Source organism: Pseudoalteromonas sp. L23 (assembly GCF_021728455.1).
In the GTDB taxonomy this organism is placed as follows: Bacteria; Pseudomonadota; Gammaproteobacteria; order Enterobacterales; family Alteromonadaceae; genus Pseudoalteromonas.
Window position 1 is genome coordinate 151,324 of record NZ_JAKKCW010000006.1, and the last position, 18,692, is coordinate 170,015.

General features: G+C 43.8%; 16 protein-coding genes and 1 tRNA gene. 8 read left to right on the forward strand and 9 right to left on the reverse strand.

Annotation, left to right across the window (positions count from 1 at the left end; all coding sequences use genetic code 11):
* Nucleotides 1-1,029: 1,029 nt before the first annotated feature.
* The 3 genes from groL to L3V43_RS12250 all read right to left on the reverse strand — a co-directional run bounded on the left by groL (nucleotide 1,030) and on the right by L3V43_RS12250 (nucleotide 3,683).
* A complete protein-coding gene (gene groL, locus L3V43_RS12240) occupies nucleotides 1,030-2,676 on the reverse strand; it encodes a chaperonin GroEL (protein WP_095728380.1) in 1,647 nt (548 codons plus the stop codon).
* 50 nt (nucleotides 2,677-2,726) lie between these two features.
* On the reverse strand, nucleotides 2,727-3,014 hold the full coding sequence (locus tag L3V43_RS12245) for a co-chaperone GroES (protein WP_010368755.1): 288 nt from the start codon (nucleotides 3,012-3,014) through the stop codon (nucleotides 2,727-2,729).
* 156 nt (nucleotides 3,015-3,170) lie between these two features.
* Nucleotides 3,171-3,683 carry an FxsA family protein gene (locus L3V43_RS12250; protein WP_017217203.1) on the reverse strand — a complete coding sequence of 171 codons (513 nt, stop codon included), beginning with the start codon at nucleotides 3,681-3,683 and terminating at the stop codon, nucleotides 3,171-3,173.
* Between the two features lie 129 nt (nucleotides 3,684-3,812).
* On the opposite strand from L3V43_RS12250, the gene cutA reads away from it, so the two are divergent.
* From cutA to L3V43_RS12290, 8 genes are all read left to right on the forward strand, one after another.
* Nucleotides 3,813-4,133: a divalent-cation tolerance protein CutA gene (cutA, locus tag L3V43_RS12255; RefSeq protein WP_039494127.1), complete on the forward strand. Its 321-nt coding sequence runs from the start codon at nucleotides 3,813-3,815 to the stop codon at nucleotides 4,131-4,133.
* Nucleotides 4,133-5,959, forward strand: a complete 1,827-nt coding sequence (locus L3V43_RS12260; RefSeq protein ID WP_237116634.1) for a protein-disulfide reductase DsbD — start codon at nucleotides 4,133-4,135, stop codon at nucleotides 5,957-5,959. The genes cutA and L3V43_RS12260 overlap by 1 nt, the downstream gene beginning before the upstream one ends.
* A 195-nt stretch (nucleotides 5,960-6,154) precedes the next feature.
* Nucleotides 6,155-6,616 carry a type II 3-dehydroquinate dehydratase gene (gene aroQ / locus L3V43_RS12265; RefSeq protein ID WP_010368763.1) on the forward strand — a complete coding sequence of 154 codons (462 nt, stop codon included), beginning with the start codon at nucleotides 6,155-6,157 and terminating at the stop codon, nucleotides 6,614-6,616.
* A 19-nt stretch (nucleotides 6,617-6,635) separates the two neighbouring features.
* Nucleotides 6,636-7,100 carry an acetyl-CoA carboxylase biotin carboxyl carrier protein gene (gene accB, locus L3V43_RS12270; RefSeq protein ID WP_017217207.1) on the forward strand — a complete coding sequence of 155 codons (465 nt, stop codon included), beginning with the start codon at nucleotides 6,636-6,638 and terminating at the stop codon, nucleotides 7,098-7,100.
* A 20-nt stretch (nucleotides 7,101-7,120) separates the two neighbouring features.
* Nucleotides 7,121-8,467 (forward strand): acetyl-CoA carboxylase biotin carboxylase subunit, encoded by a 1,347-nt coding sequence (accC, locus tag L3V43_RS12275; RefSeq protein WP_045987969.1) that lies wholly within the window; start codon nucleotides 7,121-7,123, stop codon nucleotides 8,465-8,467.
* A 609-nt stretch (nucleotides 8,468-9,076) separates the two neighbouring features.
* Nucleotides 9,077-9,153, forward strand: a tRNA-Ile gene (locus L3V43_RS12280).
* 494 nt (nucleotides 9,154-9,647) lie between these two features.
* A complete protein-coding gene (locus tag L3V43_RS12285) occupies nucleotides 9,648-10,763 on the forward strand; it encodes a Fic family protein (protein ID WP_211867117.1) in 1,116 nt (371 codons plus the stop codon).
* Between the two features lie 596 nt (nucleotides 10,764-11,359).
* The gene (locus L3V43_RS12290; RefSeq protein ID WP_235367973.1) at nucleotides 11,360-12,106 is read left to right on the forward strand and encodes a hypothetical protein; all 747 of its coding nucleotides are present in this window, start codon (nucleotides 11,360-11,362) and stop codon (nucleotides 12,104-12,106) included.
* Nucleotides 12,107-12,148: 42 nt separating this feature from the next.
* Here L3V43_RS12290 and L3V43_RS12295 read toward each other — a convergent pair whose 3' ends face one another.
* The 6 genes from L3V43_RS12295 to L3V43_RS12320 all read right to left on the reverse strand — a co-directional run bounded on the left by L3V43_RS12295 (nucleotide 12,149) and on the right by L3V43_RS12320 (nucleotide 18,633).
* Nucleotides 12,149-13,210: a DUF6765 family protein gene (locus L3V43_RS12295; RefSeq protein ID WP_237116633.1), complete on the reverse strand. Its 1,062-nt coding sequence runs from the start codon at nucleotides 13,208-13,210 to the stop codon at nucleotides 12,149-12,151.
* Between the two features lie 69 nt (nucleotides 13,211-13,279).
* Complete coding sequence (locus L3V43_RS12300; RefSeq protein WP_102057602.1) at nucleotides 13,280-14,359, reverse strand: prohibitin family protein; 1,080 nt, start codon at nucleotides 14,357-14,359, stop codon at nucleotides 13,280-13,282.
* Entirely contained in the window at nucleotides 14,356-16,017 is a 1,662-nt protein-coding gene (locus L3V43_RS12305; RefSeq protein WP_102057603.1) for a cyclic peptide export ABC transporter, read from the reverse strand. Before L3V43_RS12305 ends, L3V43_RS12300 begins: the two co-directional genes overlap by 4 nt.
* A gap of 155 nt (nucleotides 16,018-16,172) precedes the next feature.
* The gene (locus tag L3V43_RS12310; RefSeq protein ID WP_017217212.1) at nucleotides 16,173-16,349 is read right to left on the reverse strand and encodes a hypothetical protein; all 177 of its coding nucleotides are present in this window, start codon (nucleotides 16,347-16,349) and stop codon (nucleotides 16,173-16,175) included.
* Nucleotides 16,350-16,429: 80 nt separating this feature from the next.
* The gene (locus L3V43_RS12315; RefSeq protein ID WP_010607109.1) at nucleotides 16,430-16,990 is read right to left on the reverse strand and encodes a DUF697 domain-containing protein; all 561 of its coding nucleotides are present in this window, start codon (nucleotides 16,988-16,990) and stop codon (nucleotides 16,430-16,432) included.
* A gap of 266 nt (nucleotides 16,991-17,256) precedes the next feature.
* A complete protein-coding gene (locus L3V43_RS12320; RefSeq protein ID WP_237116632.1) occupies nucleotides 17,257-18,633 on the reverse strand; it encodes a serine hydrolase domain-containing protein in 1,377 nt (458 codons plus the stop codon).
* Nucleotides 18,634-18,692 lie beyond the last annotated feature (59 nt).

An 18,692-nucleotide genomic window follows, 5' to 3' on the forward strand; every position in this document is an offset into this window, starting at 1 on the left:
GAATTGTTCTTATCCCGTTAGGATCAAATTGATGACAGCTTTACACGTCTATCACACGATTAAAGACCAGTTGGAAGTCTGCACGGTTTCCCGTTGAGGCAAAGTTTGAACCTCTATCCAAACCATTACAGTTTGACATTCGCTTTTTCCAACCTCCTTTACCCACTTATTCAACAGTTCGCCTTACGACTCCCCTGCTTAACTTATTCAAATAACAATAAACTAAGCGAATAATTGGGCTTACCGAGTTCCATTAAAATTACACAAACAACTTAGGTTCTACCTATCCACCGACGGCTCAATGACGACGTATTCCCAGATGTAAAAGGAATAACCAGCCGCGCACCTTTTGGTTTAAGCGTATCAACAACATTTCGCTTATTGCGGTTGACGGTGTTTATCAGTAGTTCACTTACGTTAACCCTATTGTTTAGCCTAGCTCTCAGTCCGTTCGTTATTAACAGACTATATTTAACCCTCACGAGTTAACTACTGCTTTCGCAGAGATACATTGTCAGGAAGCTTCGCACAATACCGTTACCAGTAATGCACTATCCCTAGGCTACAACCTGTCGTAAGGTTGGTCTCGCTACATATGAATGAATATGTTGAGACAATAACTCTAATGGCTTACGCCCGTAGGTCGTAAACTCGTCGAGATACAGAAAACATGATCAAAACGCTGCTTAAAAAAGCTTTGTTTCCAGATTTTTGAAATCGAAACTACTAAATGACAGAGCACCCTTTGGTTACGCGATGAAATACCTTCTCGCTATTATTCGGAGGTAAACCCGAAACTCTGAAATTGTTTGTTTCCGTAATGCCGATGACTGATGTCTCGGTGACTTGTTTTCCAATCGTAAAGACACGATTGCGCGACCTTATCACTCAGATAAGTCCGGCATTCGGTTTTACCCCCGAATACCGGAGTCGACTACTAGTTTTGCAGGTTGGGAAAGTGAATGCTATAGTTAGCACTCACTCTGAGCTATTCCTGCTAGGCTAGTGACCTACGCGACTCTCGTCGCACTACATCATGCCGCCCATACCACCCATTCCGCCCATGCCGCCCATATCTGGAGCAGCAGCTTCTTCTTTCGGAATCTCAGCAACCATTGCTTCAGTAGTGATCATTAGACCGGCAACTGATGCTGCAAATTGTAGTGCAGAACGCGTTACTTTAGTTGGGTCTAGGATACCCATTTCGATCATGTCGCTGTATTCGCCAGTTGCAGCGTTGTAACCGTAGTTACCTTCGCCAGCTTTAACTGCGTTAACCACAACTGATGCTTCGTCACCTGCGTTTGAAACGATTTGACGAAGTGGTGCTTCCATCGCACGAAGTGCCACTTTAATACCGAGGTTTTGGTCTTCGTTGTCACCAGTTAGCGATTCAAGCTTGCTCGCAACGCGAACTAGCGCAACACCACCACCAGGTACTACACCTTCTTCAACCGCTGCGCGAGTTGCGTGTAGTGCATCTTCTACGCGGTCTTTTTTCTCTTTCATTTCAACTTCAGTTGCTGCGCCAACTTTGATTACTGCAACACCGCCTGCAAGTTTTGCCATGCGCTCTTGTAGTTTCTCTTTGTCGTAGTCAGAAGTTGCTTCTTCGATTTGTGCTTTGATTTGAGATACGCGACCATCGATTGCTTCTTGCTCGCCTGCACCGTCGATGATAGTTGTGTCGTCTTTAGTGATAACCACGCGCTTAGCTGTACCTAGGTCTTCAACCGTAGCTTTCTCAAGCTCAAGGCCAATTTCTTCAGAGATAACTGTACCACCAGTTAGTGTCGCGATATCTTGTAGCATTGCTTTACGACGGTCACCAAAGCCTGGCGCTTTAACCGCTGCCACTTTCACGATACCACGCATGTTGTTTACAACCAGAGTTGCCAGCGCTTCACCTTCAAGGTCTTCAGCAATGATTAGTAGCGGCTTGCTTGTTTTAGCAACAGCTTCAAGTGTAGGTAGAAGCTCACGAATGTTTGAGATCTTCTTGTCTACTAGAAGAATATGTGGGTTATCTAGCTCAACTTGGCCTTTTTCAGCGTTGTTGATGAAGTACGGAGAAAGGTAACCGCGGTCAAACTGCATACCTTCAACTACATCTAGTTCGTTCTGTAGTGATTGACCTTCTTCTACAGTGATAACACCAGACTCGCGACCTACTTTTTCCATTGCTTCTGCAATGATGTCACCAATCTCTTTGTCAGAGTTAGCTGAAATCGTACCAACCTGTGCAATCGCTTTTGCGTCTGAACAAGGTACTGAAAGCGTTTTTAACTCTTCAACAGCAGCGATAACTGCTTTGTCGATACCACGCTTAAGGTCCATTGGGTTCATACCCGCAGCAACTGACTTAAGGCCTTCATTCACGATAGCTTGCGCAAGAACAGTTGCAGTTGTAGTACCGTCACCCGCTGCGTCATTAGCTTTAGACGCAACTTCTTTAACCATTTGTGCGCCCATGTTCTCGAACTTATCTTCAAGCTCGATCTCTTTCGCAACAGATACACCGTCTTTAGTGATAGTTGGTGCGCCGAATGACTTTTCTAAAACAACGTTACGGCCTTTAGGACCTAGTGTTACTTTTACTGCGTCTGCTAGTACGTTTACGCCTTTTAGCATTTTTGTACGAGCGTCACCTGCAAAACGAACTTCTTTAGCTGCCATGTTATAAATTCCTCTTAAATTCTGTTGTCGATTAAACTAAAAAGTATTAATTATTCTACGATGCCTAAGATGTTATCTTCGCGCATGATCAGGTACTCTTGACCTTCGATCTTTTCAGTTTTTTCGATGTAAGAGCCGAACAACACTGTGTCCCCAGCTTTTACTTGTAGTGCTTTAGTTTCACCATTGTCCAACACGCGGCCGTTGCCTACTGCAACTACTTCACCACGTGAAGACTTTTCAGCTGCAGAACCAGTTAACACAATGCCGCCAGCTGACTTTGTTTCTTCTTCAAGACGCTTAACAATGACGCGATCATGTAAAGGACGAATGTTCATTTATATAGTTCTCCTAACAGTTTCTGAACAATGACAGAAATAATGCTTTTTTAAGGCGCTGTTACATCCACAGGCTGTGGTTAACACACGCAATTTTAATTGCTTTCATTTATGGGGATGGGCAAATTAAAACCCAAGAGAAAAAACCAAAAAAATTTAGTCTTTTCTTTCGTATTCACCTTCAATCGTTGTTGAAGAATTTCTACCCGATTGATTTTTAAATGGATCTCTAATTTCTTCCTGCTGATCCGCACGCTCGTCGCGTGATTGATTAGCAAACGGCGATTGACCTGAATGCATGCCTGTTTGCACTCTTACGGTGGCATGGGCTAAAAGCGACTGCGCCAGCTTTTTTCTAACGGCTGGGGTTAACAGTAAAAAACCTAATACATCGGTCATGATCCCAGGCGTCATCAATAGCACACCGGCAATGATCACACACAAACCAGTAAATAAATCTTGTGCAGGCAATTGCCCACGAGACATCTGTTGCTGTACGTTGACATAAGCGCCAAGACCCTGCTGTTTAACCAGTCTTGCCCCTAAAATGGCGGTACCAATTACAAGCGCAATGGTAGCAAAACCGCCTATCACCTCGCTGACTTGGATCAGCAAAGCAATTTCAATAATCGGAATAGCGATAAATAAAATAAATAAGAATCTAAACATACTTTCTCCAAATCTACGAAAGATAAATATGGGTGCTAAGGTCTTAATTCAAGCGATACAAGTAAGACGCTTTAGAAAAGAGGAGCTATCCGCTAAGATGCCATTACTAACCCTAAAATGGAAATGGCAATGGGCGTAAGATATAAACTCGTCTTATCTACATGCGATTCGGTTGCAGAAGCGCGTAAGATTGCAACGCAACTTGTAACGCAAAAACTTGCAGCTTGTGTGAACCTAATCCCAGCAGTGGAATCTATTTATGTTTGGGAAGGTCAGGTTGAACATGCACAAGAGACCAAGCTGTTAATCAAGACAAAATCCGAAAAACTAGAGCAAGTGATGGCCGCTATTCGCGACTTACACAGTTATGATGTCCCAGAAATTCAAGTCGTGGACGTCACCAGCGGCAACTTAGCTTATTTCAAATGGATGGACGAGGTATTATTGTAATGCGACTCTTAGTAGTTCTTTTTTCATTGCTGATGTGGTTTCCCGCGCAAGCAAACAATGCGGTGCTAGACAGCTTACTGGCTCCTAAACAACAGACTTTTTTACCAGTAAAAGAAGCATTCAAGTTCGATTTTGACCAGCAAGGCAATACCTTGTTTGTGGGTTGGGACATCGCCGACGGCTATTACTTATATAAGAAGAATCTTCAAATTATCGCCAAACAAGCCGACATCCAAGTGCCTGAACTTGAAAAAGGCAAGATGATTGAAGATGAGTTTTTTGGTCGCACTGAAGTCTACTTTAATAACTTATCTGTTGTCTCTAAGCTCAGTAATATCGAGCAAGGTGCAATCGTAAAAATACGCTATCAAGGCTGCGCCGAAGCTGGACTTTGCTATCCGCCAGAAATTGTAGAAGTGCCGTTAAGCACGATTGCAGGAGAAAAGCCAAAGACCACGCCAACCAAAGCTCCTGAAACAAAAGCACCTGAGACAAAAGCAGAAGCTCAAAGCGACATCGCGCCTATGGATAACGATAATTTGTCTTTCACTGAGCAGTTAATGCAGCGCAGCTTAGTTGCGAATATTTTGACTTTCTTTGGCCTTGGTATTGGCCTTGCGTTTACCCCTTGTGTATTCCCGATGTTCCCGATTTTGTCGAGCCTCATCGCCGGTCAACAAGGCCTTTCGACTAAAAAAGCCTTCAGTTTGTCTTTTGTTTATGTGCAAGGTATGGCGGTCACTTACGCTGCGCTTGGGTTAGTCGTTGCGTATTTTGGTGGCCAAATTCAAGGCTACTTGCAGCATCCAGCGGTACTTATCAGCTTTAGTATATTGTTCGTCGCACTCGCGCTATCTATGTTTGGAGTTTACGAAATTCGTTTACCTAGCGGCATGATGGATAAACTCACTCAGCTCAGTAACAAGCAAAAAGGCGGCAATTACTGGGGCGTATTCATTATGGGTGTACTATCTGGACTTATTGCATCGCCCTGCACCACGGCTCCACTTTCCGGCGCGCTATTATTTGTCGCGCAAAGTGGTGATTATGTGGTGGGCGCGGTAACCCTATATGCACTTAGCTTGGGCATGGGCCTACCGCTATTACTGCTAGGTACCTCAGGTGGAAAATTACTACCAAAAGCAGGAGGCTGGATGGATCAGGTCAAAACGCTATTTGGTTTTGTAATGCTCTTCGTACCGCTTATCCTTTTAGAGCGCATACTCGATGCGACAGTGATTGTCTCACTTGCCGGTGGCCTCGCCGTAGCAACAGCACTCTACTTGCATTATTGGCAAAGCCAATTACAGGCAGGAAAAGGTAAAACCACATTGTGGGGCTTTGCGATCACCCTGTTTATTGTTGGCTTATACGCATTAAAAACAAGCTTGTTTCCTGCACCTACAGCTGTTGTAAGTACTGCATCGACTCAAGCAGAGGCCGTTACCGGAGAGCAGAAGTTTAAGCTACTACCTGACTTAGCCGCGCTTAAAGTCGCCGTTACTGAGGCCAATGCCAAGGGCAAAGTGCCTATCGTTGATTTATACGCAGAGTGGTGTGTTGCGTGTAAAGAGTTTGAAAAATACACTTTCCCGAAACCTGAAGTACAAGCACAGTTCAAAGATTATGAGTTATTAAAGCTCGACTTGACCAAAGCCAATGACAACACCCAAGAGATCATGGAAGCATTTACGGTGTTTGGTTTGCCGACTATTTTAATCTTTGATAGCCAAGGTAATGAGATGCCAGCACACCGCATCACAGGCTTCTTAGATGCAAAAGACTTTGCTGCCCACCTAGAAAAGGCCAAGCAGGACGCAAAGTAACCATTTTAGGGGCAAGCTTGTTTGCCCCTCTCCCCTTCTGATTAGACCAGTATTTTGCTGCTATTTACCTCGAACTCTCTATAATACTCCACGAAATGGAGAAATATTTGCTATTTGCTGGAATTCGGCTTAAGTTAACAAGCCATACAGTCTAAATTTTTGGCTAATACTTTAGTTAAAGGAAGTTCGCGTAATATGTCTGCAAAATTAAAGATTTTATTAGTAAACGGCCCTAATTTAAATATGCTAGGTCGCCGTGAGCCGCACAAGTACGGCACGCAGACTCTCAACGAAATTGTTGACGCATTAACTGAATATGCAGAAGCACAGCAAGTCAGCTTGTCACACATTCAAAGTAATAGTGAAGCGCAGCTAATTGAGGCTATTCACGCTCAATATGAACAATGCGATGCGATTATCATTAATCCTGCCGCATTTACCCATACGAGCATTGCCCTTCGAGACGCTTTACTCAGTGTGGACATCCCTTTTTATGAAGTACACATCACCAATGTGTACGCCAGAGAGCCATTTCGTCACAAGTCTTATTTTTCTGATGTGGCGGAAGGCGTGATATGTGGATTAGGCGCATTGGGCTATCGCGCTGCATTTGATGCAGCACTAGCGCAATTGCGAAAACAAAATAACTCAAATTAACTAACAGGCGGGTCATTGTATGGATATTCGCAAGATCAAAAAACTTATCGAGCTAGTAGAAGAATCAGGTATTGCAGAGCTAGAAATCACTGAAGGTGAAGAGTCAGTACGTATCAATCGCCACAGCAGTGCACCAGTTTATGCGCAACCTCAACAATACATGGCAGCTCCAGCGGCACCTGCACCAGCAGCACCAGCGGCGGCTCCTGCAGCAGTAGAAGCAGCACCAGCAGAAAGCAGCGCACCTGCAGGTCACCAAGTTAAGTCTCCTATGGTTGGTACTTTCTACACAGCTTCTTCTCCAACAGCAGCGGCATACGTTGAAGTAGGTTCAAAAGTAAATGTTGGCGACACACTTTGTATCGTTGAAGCCATGAAGATGATGAACCAGATCGAATCAGACAAAGCTGGTGTAGTGAAAGCAATCCTAGTTGAAAACGGTGAGCCAGTAGAATTCGACCAACCGCTATTCATCATCGAATAATTACGCAGAAGGTCAACGTTATGTTAGATAAAGTAGTCATTGCAAACCGAGGTGAAATTGCACTTCGCGTATTGCGTGCCTGCAAGGAGCTAGGTATTAAGACGGTTGCTGTGCACTCAACAGCTGACCGCGACCTAAAACACGTTCTTCTTGCAGATGAAACCATTTGTATCGGAAAACCTGCGGCAAGCGAAAGCTACCTTGATATTCCTCGTATTATCGCGGCGGCAGAAGTCACAGACGCGGTTGCTATTCACCCAGGTTACGGTTTCCTTTCTGAAAATGCCGACTTTGCTGACCAAGTTGAGCAAAGTGGCTTTATCTTTATCGGTCCAAAGGGCGACACTATTCGTCTAATGGGTGATAAAGTATCAGCAATTGAAGCGATGAGAAAAGCAGGCGTACCTTGCGTGCCAGGCTCTGATGGTCCATTGACAGATGACAACGACCGCAATACGCAGATCGCTAAGCGTATCGGCTACCCAGTTATCATCAAAGCGGCTGGCGGCGGCGGTGGTCGTGGTATGCGTGTCGTTCGCAACGAAAAAGAACTTGCAAACTCTATCGCCTTAACACAACAAGAAGCGAAGCAGTTCTTCGGTAACGGCATGGTTTACATGGAAAAATTCCTAGAAAACCCACGCCATATCGAAGTTCAAGTACTCGCTGACGGTCAAGGCAATGCAATCCACCTAGGTGAGCGCGACTGTTCAATGCAGCGTCGTCACCAAAAAGTAGTGGAAGAAGCACCTGCACCAGGGATCACAGCAGAAATGCGTAAATACATTGGTGATCGCTGTACTCGTGCATGTATCGAGATTGGTTATCGCGGTGCAGGTACGTTTGAATTCTTATACGAAAACGGCGAGTTCTACTTCATTGAAATGAACACTCGTATTCAGGTTGAGCACCCAGTAACAGAAATGGTCACTGGCGTAGACTTAATCAAAGAGCAACTTAAGATTGCTGCTGGTCAACCGCTTTCTATCACACAAGAAGACGTGGTGATCCGTGGTCACGCAATCGAGTGCCGTATTAACGCAGAAGACCCAGAGAGCTTTATCCCTTCACCGGGTAAAATTACACGCTTCCACCCAGCAGGTGGCCTTGGGATCCGTTGGGACAGCCATATTTACGCTGATTACACAGTACCGCCACATTACGACTCGATGATCGGTAAGTTAATCACTTATGGTGAGAACCGTGATGTTGCGATCGCTCGTGCTAAAAACGCACTAAATGAGCTAGTAATTGACGGGATTAAAACCAATACCCCGCTTCACAAGAAGATCTTGTCAGACGAGAACTTCCAAAACGGTGGCACAAATATCCACTACCTAGAGAAAAAACTAGGCATGCACCAATAACCTAATTCGTTCTCCTAAAAGAGGCCGGCCAATTGCCGGCTTCTTTTATCTCTGCCCTACTTCCAGCGAACGTTACTGCTTGCTCATCTTGTGTTTACAGCAAAAATCCAACCCGAATTCTAAGTAACTCTATTTTTTTACACTGCAAAACCAGACCAATACTTACCTCACCATTTTAATGATCCGCACAACGCAACACCCTAACCGCTACAACATTGGCTTATTATTGAGCAATCAATCCATTCGCCCCGACTTTTTCACGTTTTAATAGTGACAAGCCTGTTAAAAATTTTTATACTGCCTGCGCTTTCAGTGATTTACCTTTAAATCAATACAGCAAATAGCCCTATAGCTCAGTTGGGTAAACTTTCAAAGAGAGTTTACGTCGAGGAAGCGAAGGGATATTAGCGCAGCGACCCTGAGTGTTGAATCCGAGACCGGAACCAAGCTTCATGGACGAATATAACGCGCAAAAACACAAAATGGCCCTATAGCTCAGTTGGGCGAATCAAGACCGAAGCAGCGCTTCGTAGCTTGATGAGGTGGAGGCAGGACGCCGACAGGATATTGCTTCATGGATGAATTTAATGAGCACTTACAACACAAAATGGCCCTATAGCTCAGTTGGTTAGAGCGCACGACTCATAATCGTTAGGTCCCTGGTTCGAGTCCAGGTGGGGCCACCATTTCACCCTAAAAAAGCCTTTAAAATCAAAGCCTAAATCTAAGATTAAGAAGTGTTTAACTTTTTTACACTATAATGCGTTACCCTAAGCAAATTCTTTTATCTATCAAACTCTGAAATAGCACTTTTAAATCTGGATGGATTGTTTCAATCTGCTTTATCGTTTTGTCTTTCACTGCAGAGGCTTTTCGATCGATATTCAAAAGCCAGACTAATACCAATTGAATTAATTCTCTAATCAATTTGAAGGGTGAAATAGCATATTAGCTTCGTTAAAAATTTCTCATTTAGAACAACTAAATAGTAAAATTTTTGCCTTGCTACTAAAGCTATTTCCCCGCTTCAAGATAGCTCATTTACTTAATACAACTGGTATAACGGATTACTCCCTTATTCTCTTAGCCTTTCATCTAGTCGATTCATGATGTGATTGCCCGATTTAATCACATCATGTTATGATTTGATTAAGAGGGTTTTCGCATCATAGGTATGAAAATGTGGATTTGGGAACAAGTTCGGTGGCCCAATTTTACTTGGGACAAAGATAAAATCGAGCCTCAATTAAGAAGCGTCCGTTTACATCAAGGGGTCCTTCTAGGAAAAGTGCTCAGCCAAACAGCAAACCACAAGCAAAGCATGTTGGATACCTTACTTGCAAACATTGTTCATTCGAGTGCTATCGAAGGCGAAAAGCTAAATGCCTTTTCGGTGCGCTCATCATTAGCGAACAAACTCGGATTATCTGAAGAAAGGCCATTTCCGACTTCCGCTCGTACCGATGGCCTTGCTGAAATCATGCTGGACGCAGTGGATAACTTAGAGGTGCCATTGTCGATAGAGCGACTCTTGCATTGGCACAAGCGCCTTTTTGTAGAAGACGATACATTGTTCAATTCAGTTGTTGGCGGCCAACTGCGCGGTGACGAACCAATGCACGTTGTATCGGGTAGACTTGATAGGCCAACAGTCCATTTTGAAGCACCGGGACGAGAACTTCTTGATCGTGAGTTAGGCGTATTTATTTGTTGGTTTAATGAGTCGCGCATACAACCGAGTTTAGATCCCCTACTTAGAGCTGGAATTGCGCACCTCTGGTTTGTCACTTTACATCCATTTGACGATGGTAATGGCAGGCTCACTCGTTTATTGACTGATTTAGCGCTTGCTCAAGCTGAGCGCCAATCAGTCCGGTTTTATGCAATGTCGGTTTCTATCTTGGCTCGACGAAAAAGCTATTACGACATATTGGAGCAAACTCAAAAAGGCTCGTTAGATATAACTGACTGGCTGGTCTGGTTTTTAGATACATTAGATGAAACTTTTGCTCAGGTGCTTCAAGAGATTGATAAGACAACAATCAAAACAAACTTCTGGCGTAATATCAACCAAACTCAGCTAACCGCAGAACAAGTTAAGGTGCTTAATAAAATGCTTGATGGTGAGTTCGAACAAGGCATCAACACCTCACAGTACCATAAGGTAGCAAAAGTGAGTAAGCCAACCGCGACACGCCACTTAACTTGGCTGGTCGAATTAGGGTGTTTGGTTAAAAGCGAAGCTGGTGGGAGAAGTACTCGATATACATTGGCGCAAATGGAAGTCGATAAATAGATAAGTCGGTTTCAAGCAAGTTGCTGTCGTTGATTTGTATGCGAGGGCTGACCCCTCGCATGTTTAAAGTTGGGCAGAATATTAAAGCCAAGAAAGAGCGTGAATCGAACGTTGATAAAGCCAGTATTTGCATGCAATGCAGCCTAATTTAGCGAGTGGTGCACTTCGGGGTTGAATTCGCGCTTAAGCTTACGCCTAACTTCTTGCTCATCTTTTCTATTCATTTAAAACCTCAACTAACACATTATAAATATACAGAAATGTGTCAGCCAAGGTCTAAAGATTCACAACTTACAACTGGAAAAGCCATAAGCGCATAAAGCTTTTTACCTAATGTTGGCGAATAGAAATGATTTTCCCATATCAACATACTGTCCACTTCCTCTCTAATAACTAGAACCTCTAATCACTTGAACTCCATTCATCTAACGCTGGCTAAACTCTAAGTATTTATATCCACATCACGCACCACCCCAAATAGCAGTTGCAGTAATTAGATAGTTGCCAAAACCAGAAAAATCAAAAAGTTGCATGAAGTTACATTTACCTTATATTGAGACTGAATAAAAAACAAACACAACTGTAAAGGAAAGACTATGGTTACATTCAACACTCGACTACTTGCGATGGCATTGGCTTGTAGTTCCACTTCTGTTTTGGCTACTCAGGTATTTTATGATCAGGATGGTGCTGGAGATCATTCGCAGTATCAGGGCGCACCTGTTGATTTTATCTCAGCTCGTGCAGGCACAACTGAGTACTTTAATGCGCTCACGGGCGGCTTAGCGGCGGATGAGTGCCATCAATTTGAAGTGGTTAATACACAAACCGGCGATTTGATTGCTCCTCTCACATTCAACGCGCCCTTTATTTCTGGCCCACTGCCTGCGGAGCATAAGCTGACAGAAAAGTCGCTTAAACTCAGCTGCACGTTACCCTCAGGTGAAGAGGCGGTTGTTTATCACAAGATACCCAAGGCTCCCGCCGTTGTATGGCACAGTAAAATCACAGTGGCTGATTGGCAAACGCCGAGCAATGGCCCAGGGTATTTTGCGGATGTTCAATATACCGGCTTGATTAATATTAATAACAACTCGCACCAAGGCCAGTGCCGTAAAACCAATTATGTCAGTGGTAACCCAGAATTTTTCAATGAAAGACATCAAGGTGGATTTTATAGTGATGTCTTGAATGTTGTGGGTGAGGCTAAATACAGTGGTTTTTATAAAGTGCTGGTGACAGAATTAATTTGTAAAAACTCGGGTGGTACGACTCGCCTTGTCGAAACTTGGCATATTAACCAAAATTCACAATCCCGCGAGCTTTCTTCCGAGCTATTTTAAACACAAAATTGTGCAGCCTTGCTGCACTTACTTTACTGAAGCTTAGCTCACACAAATTCCGTATTTGGGTAAAATATCATCAATGACACAGAGGCGATGCTTTTTGGCTGCATCGTGAAAATACTTCCAGTTAGAAGTTAAGAATTCACTGCGAAATGAATAGCTATCGTCGTCACCTTTAGCACGGGTTGTACCTAGCGCTTGGTGTTTCCACGACCCCTCACCTTTGGCAATGTAAGTTAGGGTATAACTTCCAAGCCCAAATCGGTTAGCTTCGATGGCATCAAGCCACAGTTGATGACGTTCTTCACCATCATCCATATCAAATTCAGCAAAGCACTGCACTATTTCTTGCTTTAATGACTCACTCAAGCCACTTGTAGCCTCGCCTCGATAGTCTTGATAGACCTTGCAAAGTTCATCGGCTGCGATTAGAAAATCGCTTGGATTATCTCGCACTACTTTTTCGCCCAATCCGTTGAAGTAACTCCACTGCTGATGAGGCTGATCAGGGTGAGAAAGCGCCTGCCCATGTCCTAAACTTGGAATATCATCTTGAAAAACATCAGAAAAGTATTCGCTTATTCGCTCGCGCCAAGTCTCTTCTGCTTCACCATTCAAGTCCATTATTTCAGTCACTTCATTGACTTCATGCTGTATGCCAGCAAATCCCTGATGCCCCCAAGTATCAATAAAGACATGAGAGGTAATACCAAGACGGTGCAATCCATAAGGCCTATGCTTATCTGCAATACACTCAGCGACCATATCTTTTGCTACATGGGAATGTGGCTTACACACTAGCTTTTGAATAAAGGTGCCTGACGGATTTTGCCCAGCAGGTAAACCGCCATTACCCGGTAGGAAATGAAAAGGTACCCACACTTTCATATTCTTTAAGCTGTCTAGGTTTTTATAATCGAGCATCTTGTGGGCAGTTGCGATGCGCTCATAAGCTGCACCGTTATCAAACTTGATGTGACCATAGTTTGTTGCATCATCAACGTATTGTGCCGCGTGAGCAATAATTTCAGCCTCTTGGTCAGTGAATCCCGCTGCGCGTGCGACCACCCACGTCATGCCATGATGTAAATCAATTTGCATTTTTCGTTGTCCTTCTCTTTTCCTTTATCGCCACAGTGTAGTCCGTGACACTGAAAATGTAACTACTCCTTACTTTGATTTAGCTGCATTAGGTGTTTGTGGCTCTTGGCTTTGTGGATCCGTAGCATTTGGGTTAACCGAAGCAGGCAAAGCAGATGTGCTGCCCTCCGTATTTAAAATCAATGGTAGACCATCTTTACCACTGCCTATTACCACCACTTTTGCGTTATTAGATTTCGCCAATTCTATGGTTGCTTCTATGCCGCGCCATCTTAGATAAGTTTCAGAGATCCCACCACTCACCGTTTCTTGAAAGTCGGCTATCCCCTGAGCCTCCACTTTCTTTCGCTCAGCCTCTTTTTCAGCAACATCTAAACGCATTTTATATTCTTGATATAGGTGCATTTGATTCACCTTCGCAACAATCGCACTATGTACGCCTTCAGGAATATCAACCTGACGAATAAGCATATCGTCTAAATTAACCAAATTGTGCCCTTGCATTTCGCTTTTTTCCTGTTTGAGTATCGACTTCTCTTGTAGCTGAACTTCTCTCAACACAGTGCTTAACAGTTGATCTTGGATCTTTAATCGCTGATTAGCATAGACCTCTTCAGCGGTATAATCAGAAACAATCATACGAACCGCTGATGCAACTTCAGGGATCACAATTTCATCAAGATAGTCTGTCCCGACTAACTTGTGTAGGTAAGGAATATGTTCCACAACAGGACGGTATCGCACTGTTATTTCCATTTTGATCCTGAGCCCCTCGGAGGTAATGGCGTGGATCTCTGTGGTCGCAGTTTGAAATCGACTCGAATAAATCGTCAACGTATCCCAGGGATAAACCAGCACCGTACCCTCATAAAATGGATGTTCTACAAACGTACCACCGCCAAGGCGCTTCCACAGCACCCCAACTTGACCTGAGTCGACTTTAATAAAAATAACTTTGACCAATGCAACGGCAATAAACAGTAGAATAAGTAACGTCACACCTGCGCGAAAACGCCAAGACAAAATACGCTTATGCCACTTGGGCTTGTAACGCTTTAACACCCGCATGAGCAAATTAGATAGGATCAGTGCCAGTATTAAGCCGCCGGCGACGAGTAAGGCAAAATCCCCTGAAATATTAATGTTCATGATGGTACTCCATTACTTTCACTGTCGAGGTGTGCTAACAACTGACCTTCCTCCATTTTTAAGTGCACATCGGCCAAATGGAAATAGGCGTCGTCATGGGTGATGGCAATAATGGTGTTACCACGCGCTTTTAAACGAGGTAACACTTGTTCGTAGAATTTTCGTCTAAAGATAGGATCTTGATCTGCCGCCCACTCATCAAAGATGTAAATGGGACGATTTTCTAAAATGGTACTCAAAAGCGCTAAGCGCTTGCGCTGACCTGATGATAAATCTATGGTGCTAAACGCCCCATTTTGAATACCCACTTTGGCGCGCATCTCTAAAAAGTCCAACCATTCGTCGATTTCTTCAGTACTCAAATCACGAATACCATAGAGCTGCTGGAACAAATGAAAATCCGCAAAAACGGCTGTGAATAGGCTTCGATAAGCAAGGCGATTATCTTCCGTAACCGCTTTGCCATTCAAAAGGATTTGTCCGCTCTGTAATTCATAAAGGCCAGTCAACATCCGTATAAACGTTGTTTTACCGCTACCATTACCACCGGTAATAAAAGTGGTTTTCCCCTGTTCAAAGGTGATATCCACCGGCCCCACAGCAAACGGACGATCGCTCGATTTTTTCTGATGTTGATAAAACGCCCCCGCTAAGGTGATGGCATTGAATGAGGTTAGGCTTTCACTCGGTTCAGGTCGTTTAACCTCTTGCTCATCTTGGACATTTTTTAAATCGCGCTCCAATGCTAAGACGTTTTGCGCCGCCTCTGTTGCGGTGGTGAAAACGGGGATCCCACCAACAATACTGGTAATAGGGCCGATTAAAAATAGCGATGCGGTGGTAACTTTAATGACCACATCGGTATACACGTCAGAGAGCATAGGGACGATAAACACCATAGCGCCTGTCGCTGCGAAAAAGGTGATTTGCGACAGAATAAAGTCGGTCGCAAACAAGGTTTGGGTTTTGGTTTTTGCACGCCTTGCACGATTCGAATCGCGACGATATTCATGTTCTAAATCTTCCGCTCTTGGCTCACTGAGCTTTACTTCTTTAAAGCCATCGAGCAAGTCAGATAAGCGTTGAATAAGCTGGTTTTCGCTTTCAAAAGAAATGCGCATGTTGCGCTGGATTTCATTGGCGCGTAATCGGTGAATACTCGCTCCGACCAAAATCAGTGTCGAGATAACCATAAAAGCCACAAAAGAGTGCCAGGCAATATAAAGAGATGTGAAAAACACCAAACTGATGGATTGACCAATGATCACAAACAGCTGCGCCGACTGAGATATGGTCTGTAACTCTTTGCTGATGGTATTAAAGATCCGCTCTTTGCCAATTTTCTCTAGCGTTGACAGTTCGGTATGACGAATGCTTTCAAACAGATCGACTCTCAATTTATCTATAGCACGCTCCACCATTTGCGCGGCTTTAGTCATCAATCTTTGCTGAGTGAAACCATATATTGCAATCGTCAGTGTAAATAGCACCAAGTAGTAAAGAATATGATTTTCTTTATTAATATCAGAGATATTGGCAGCTACGTTGTTGATAAGCGCAAGCACCAACGCGTTGGCCAAACCAGAAATACACCCCAGTGCAATAAAGGTCCTTTTCTTTATCTGAATATGTCGGCGAATTAATTCGTACAATACCATTGTTATTATCTTTTATTGTTATTGGGCTACCGCCCGCGCATGCTACTTAGCATAGTCCCTAAAAATCAAAACTGCCTGTTGGATTTAAATAAATATTGCATTAAAACATTAAGTTATATTTATAAATCGCCCAGTTTTACCGGCAATGTAAGATCTCATTCCTCGTCATTCACCTCTGTGGGCTTGCGCTTTTGCCCAACTAGTAAAATGATCAAGCCAACAATAGGCGTAAACATCAACGAAATTAAAAAGAAGCCCACAGGTCCGGCAAAGGTGTTTCGTCCCCAATAACCAGTTAAAATGCATAACACTAAATATAAAGCGATAAGCATAATTTTCTCCAAGTTGTTGATAAGTTCGGTGCGAAGAATAAACCAGCAGTTGCCTGCCGGTTTATGTCAGCCAGTATCGGTTATACTGTGGCTTTTTCCGCTGTAGCTGTTGCGTCCGCATTCCCTTTATTTGCACGATACTTAGCTGCGATGTCTGCGATATCCCCTTTCATACTTGCTAGATTCAGGTCTATCAGCGTGCCGCCATTTTCAAAGTGTCGAACAAAAGTTGCGCCTACTGCGTGTGTTGATGCCGCAGACACAACAGGCATAAATGCGATTGCGCTTAACGTGCCAAGGACAGGAACCGCCTTCAAAAAGCTGCTTAGTCCCGCGCCCCCTAAGGTTTGTGGAAAAGAGCCGCCGATCAATGCGCTTACTGTGCCACGCAGCTTGTTGTCACCATATGATTGACCATAGACTTTTGCTACTTCGCCTATCATCTTCATTTGGATCCCTGTCAACGCCACTAAATCAACCGCAGGAACGGGAATAAACCCAGAGCCAAACGACCATTTTGTGTATTTGTCGACAATCAGCTGAGCAACGGCTGCTCTGTCTTCATCAGCAACAAGTTGTGATTCCTGTTGTTCTGGAGCGTCGCTCGCCTTGTCATCCTTCGCTGTTTTTGTCACTGCCATAATTCATCCTCTATGATTTATTTAAACAGTTGTCGAACTCATCAAGCACCATGTTGGCACTTGCCCTAGTACCCAAAATCAAACAAGTTGCACTTATTCAACTCTGAGCTTTACCGCCTTCATCCATGATGAAGAAGTAAACCTAAGAACAACCAAGGATTTGCACAGTGTCACAAATACAACTGAGCGAAACGTTGCCACCTACTGCAGGCGTTCTATTAATTTGTTTAACCGAGCACGAAAGCTCGGTATTTTTCCCTACCGCGTTATGCCTGATTCAAATCTTGCTGGCATTGCTCGGTACGGTGTTTATCACTATAGAAGATAATGTTGCGGATCTCCTTGGCGATACAATCTGACTCAATCCCCTCTTTCACATAGTTGCTAAACACCATGATGCTTTGATCTCGTTCCAGTAAACGGGTGAAACTGGTCACCCATGAATAGGGGTAACTACCAGAGTACTGTAAAAATTTTTCATACATTCTGAGATTTGCATCGGCTGGGTTTTCGGGGCAATTTGCCACTTTGCCGTACTGGTTTGGGTCAACATAAGTGACAAACCAACCATAGCCATAGTATTCACACTCGTCGCTGCTACCAGTGTTAGAGTAGGGAGCAAAGGCCGCTAGTTTCTGGGTATCGTTTAAGATTTGAGTGCCATACAAGCCTTGATCCCATTTATGCATGTCTTCCACTGTGGAATACAAATCTCCAGCGGAATACAGTACCAAAGGATTGCTATATGGATTCACTAAAATGTCTTCGTAAGGTGCAGGTCCACCTGTAGCTGGTGGACGACCATTGGCAAGGGGTAAGTATTGGTTTTGATTATAGATATAGCCTGTGGTCATATTTGAATAGACACCAATCGCACTGTAAGAGCCGCTGTCCGTCATGCTAAGCGGGTTTAGAATTTGCTCTTGAACGATATTGGCAAACCAATACTCACGACCGATATTGCCTTGTTTGCCAGCCGCTAATTGCTCAATGATATTACCGATAAGATAGTAGTTACAGTTGCTATATTCATACTTGCTACCCGGGGTAAATGACGGTGAGCCACTTTGCCCCGCTTCGGCACCACAAGTGCAAAAGCGATTACTAAAATCTTCCGGACCGTTAAGATCTAGACTCGAGTTATATAAATAAGGCCGCCAACCGTAGTTATCGTATACGGCTTCGTTGTCGCTGTAGTTATTGATCCCAGACGACATGGTAAGCAAATGATGTAGCGAAACATCCGCACATTGGTTATCTGGGTACCAAGGCAAGTGATCGCCAATGGTTTCCTGCCGTAAGTCCTTACCATCTAACATCTTCATTAAAATAGCAGCCGAAAACGCTTTGGTATTGGAACCGATGCGATACTTGGACTTAACGCTGTTATCAACATCATATTGCATGTTCTGTGGTCCGCAGTTGGACTGGTACACCACCTTATCAACCGAGGTGATATAAACCGTGCCAAAGAATAGGTTGGCATCGCAATATTCATTCACCACCGCCGCTATCATTTCTAATTGATTAGGCATAATGGTGTGATTATCTGCGATGCTCTTTTTCTGCAAACAAGAAGCCAGTGCTAAGGTGATGCAAAATAGCATCATCATTCTTAGCCGTAGTTGTATTAGCCATTTCATTTTTTCATTCCTTACATTGCCAACCACGTAACCACTAACAAATGTTGTTGCCCGATTTT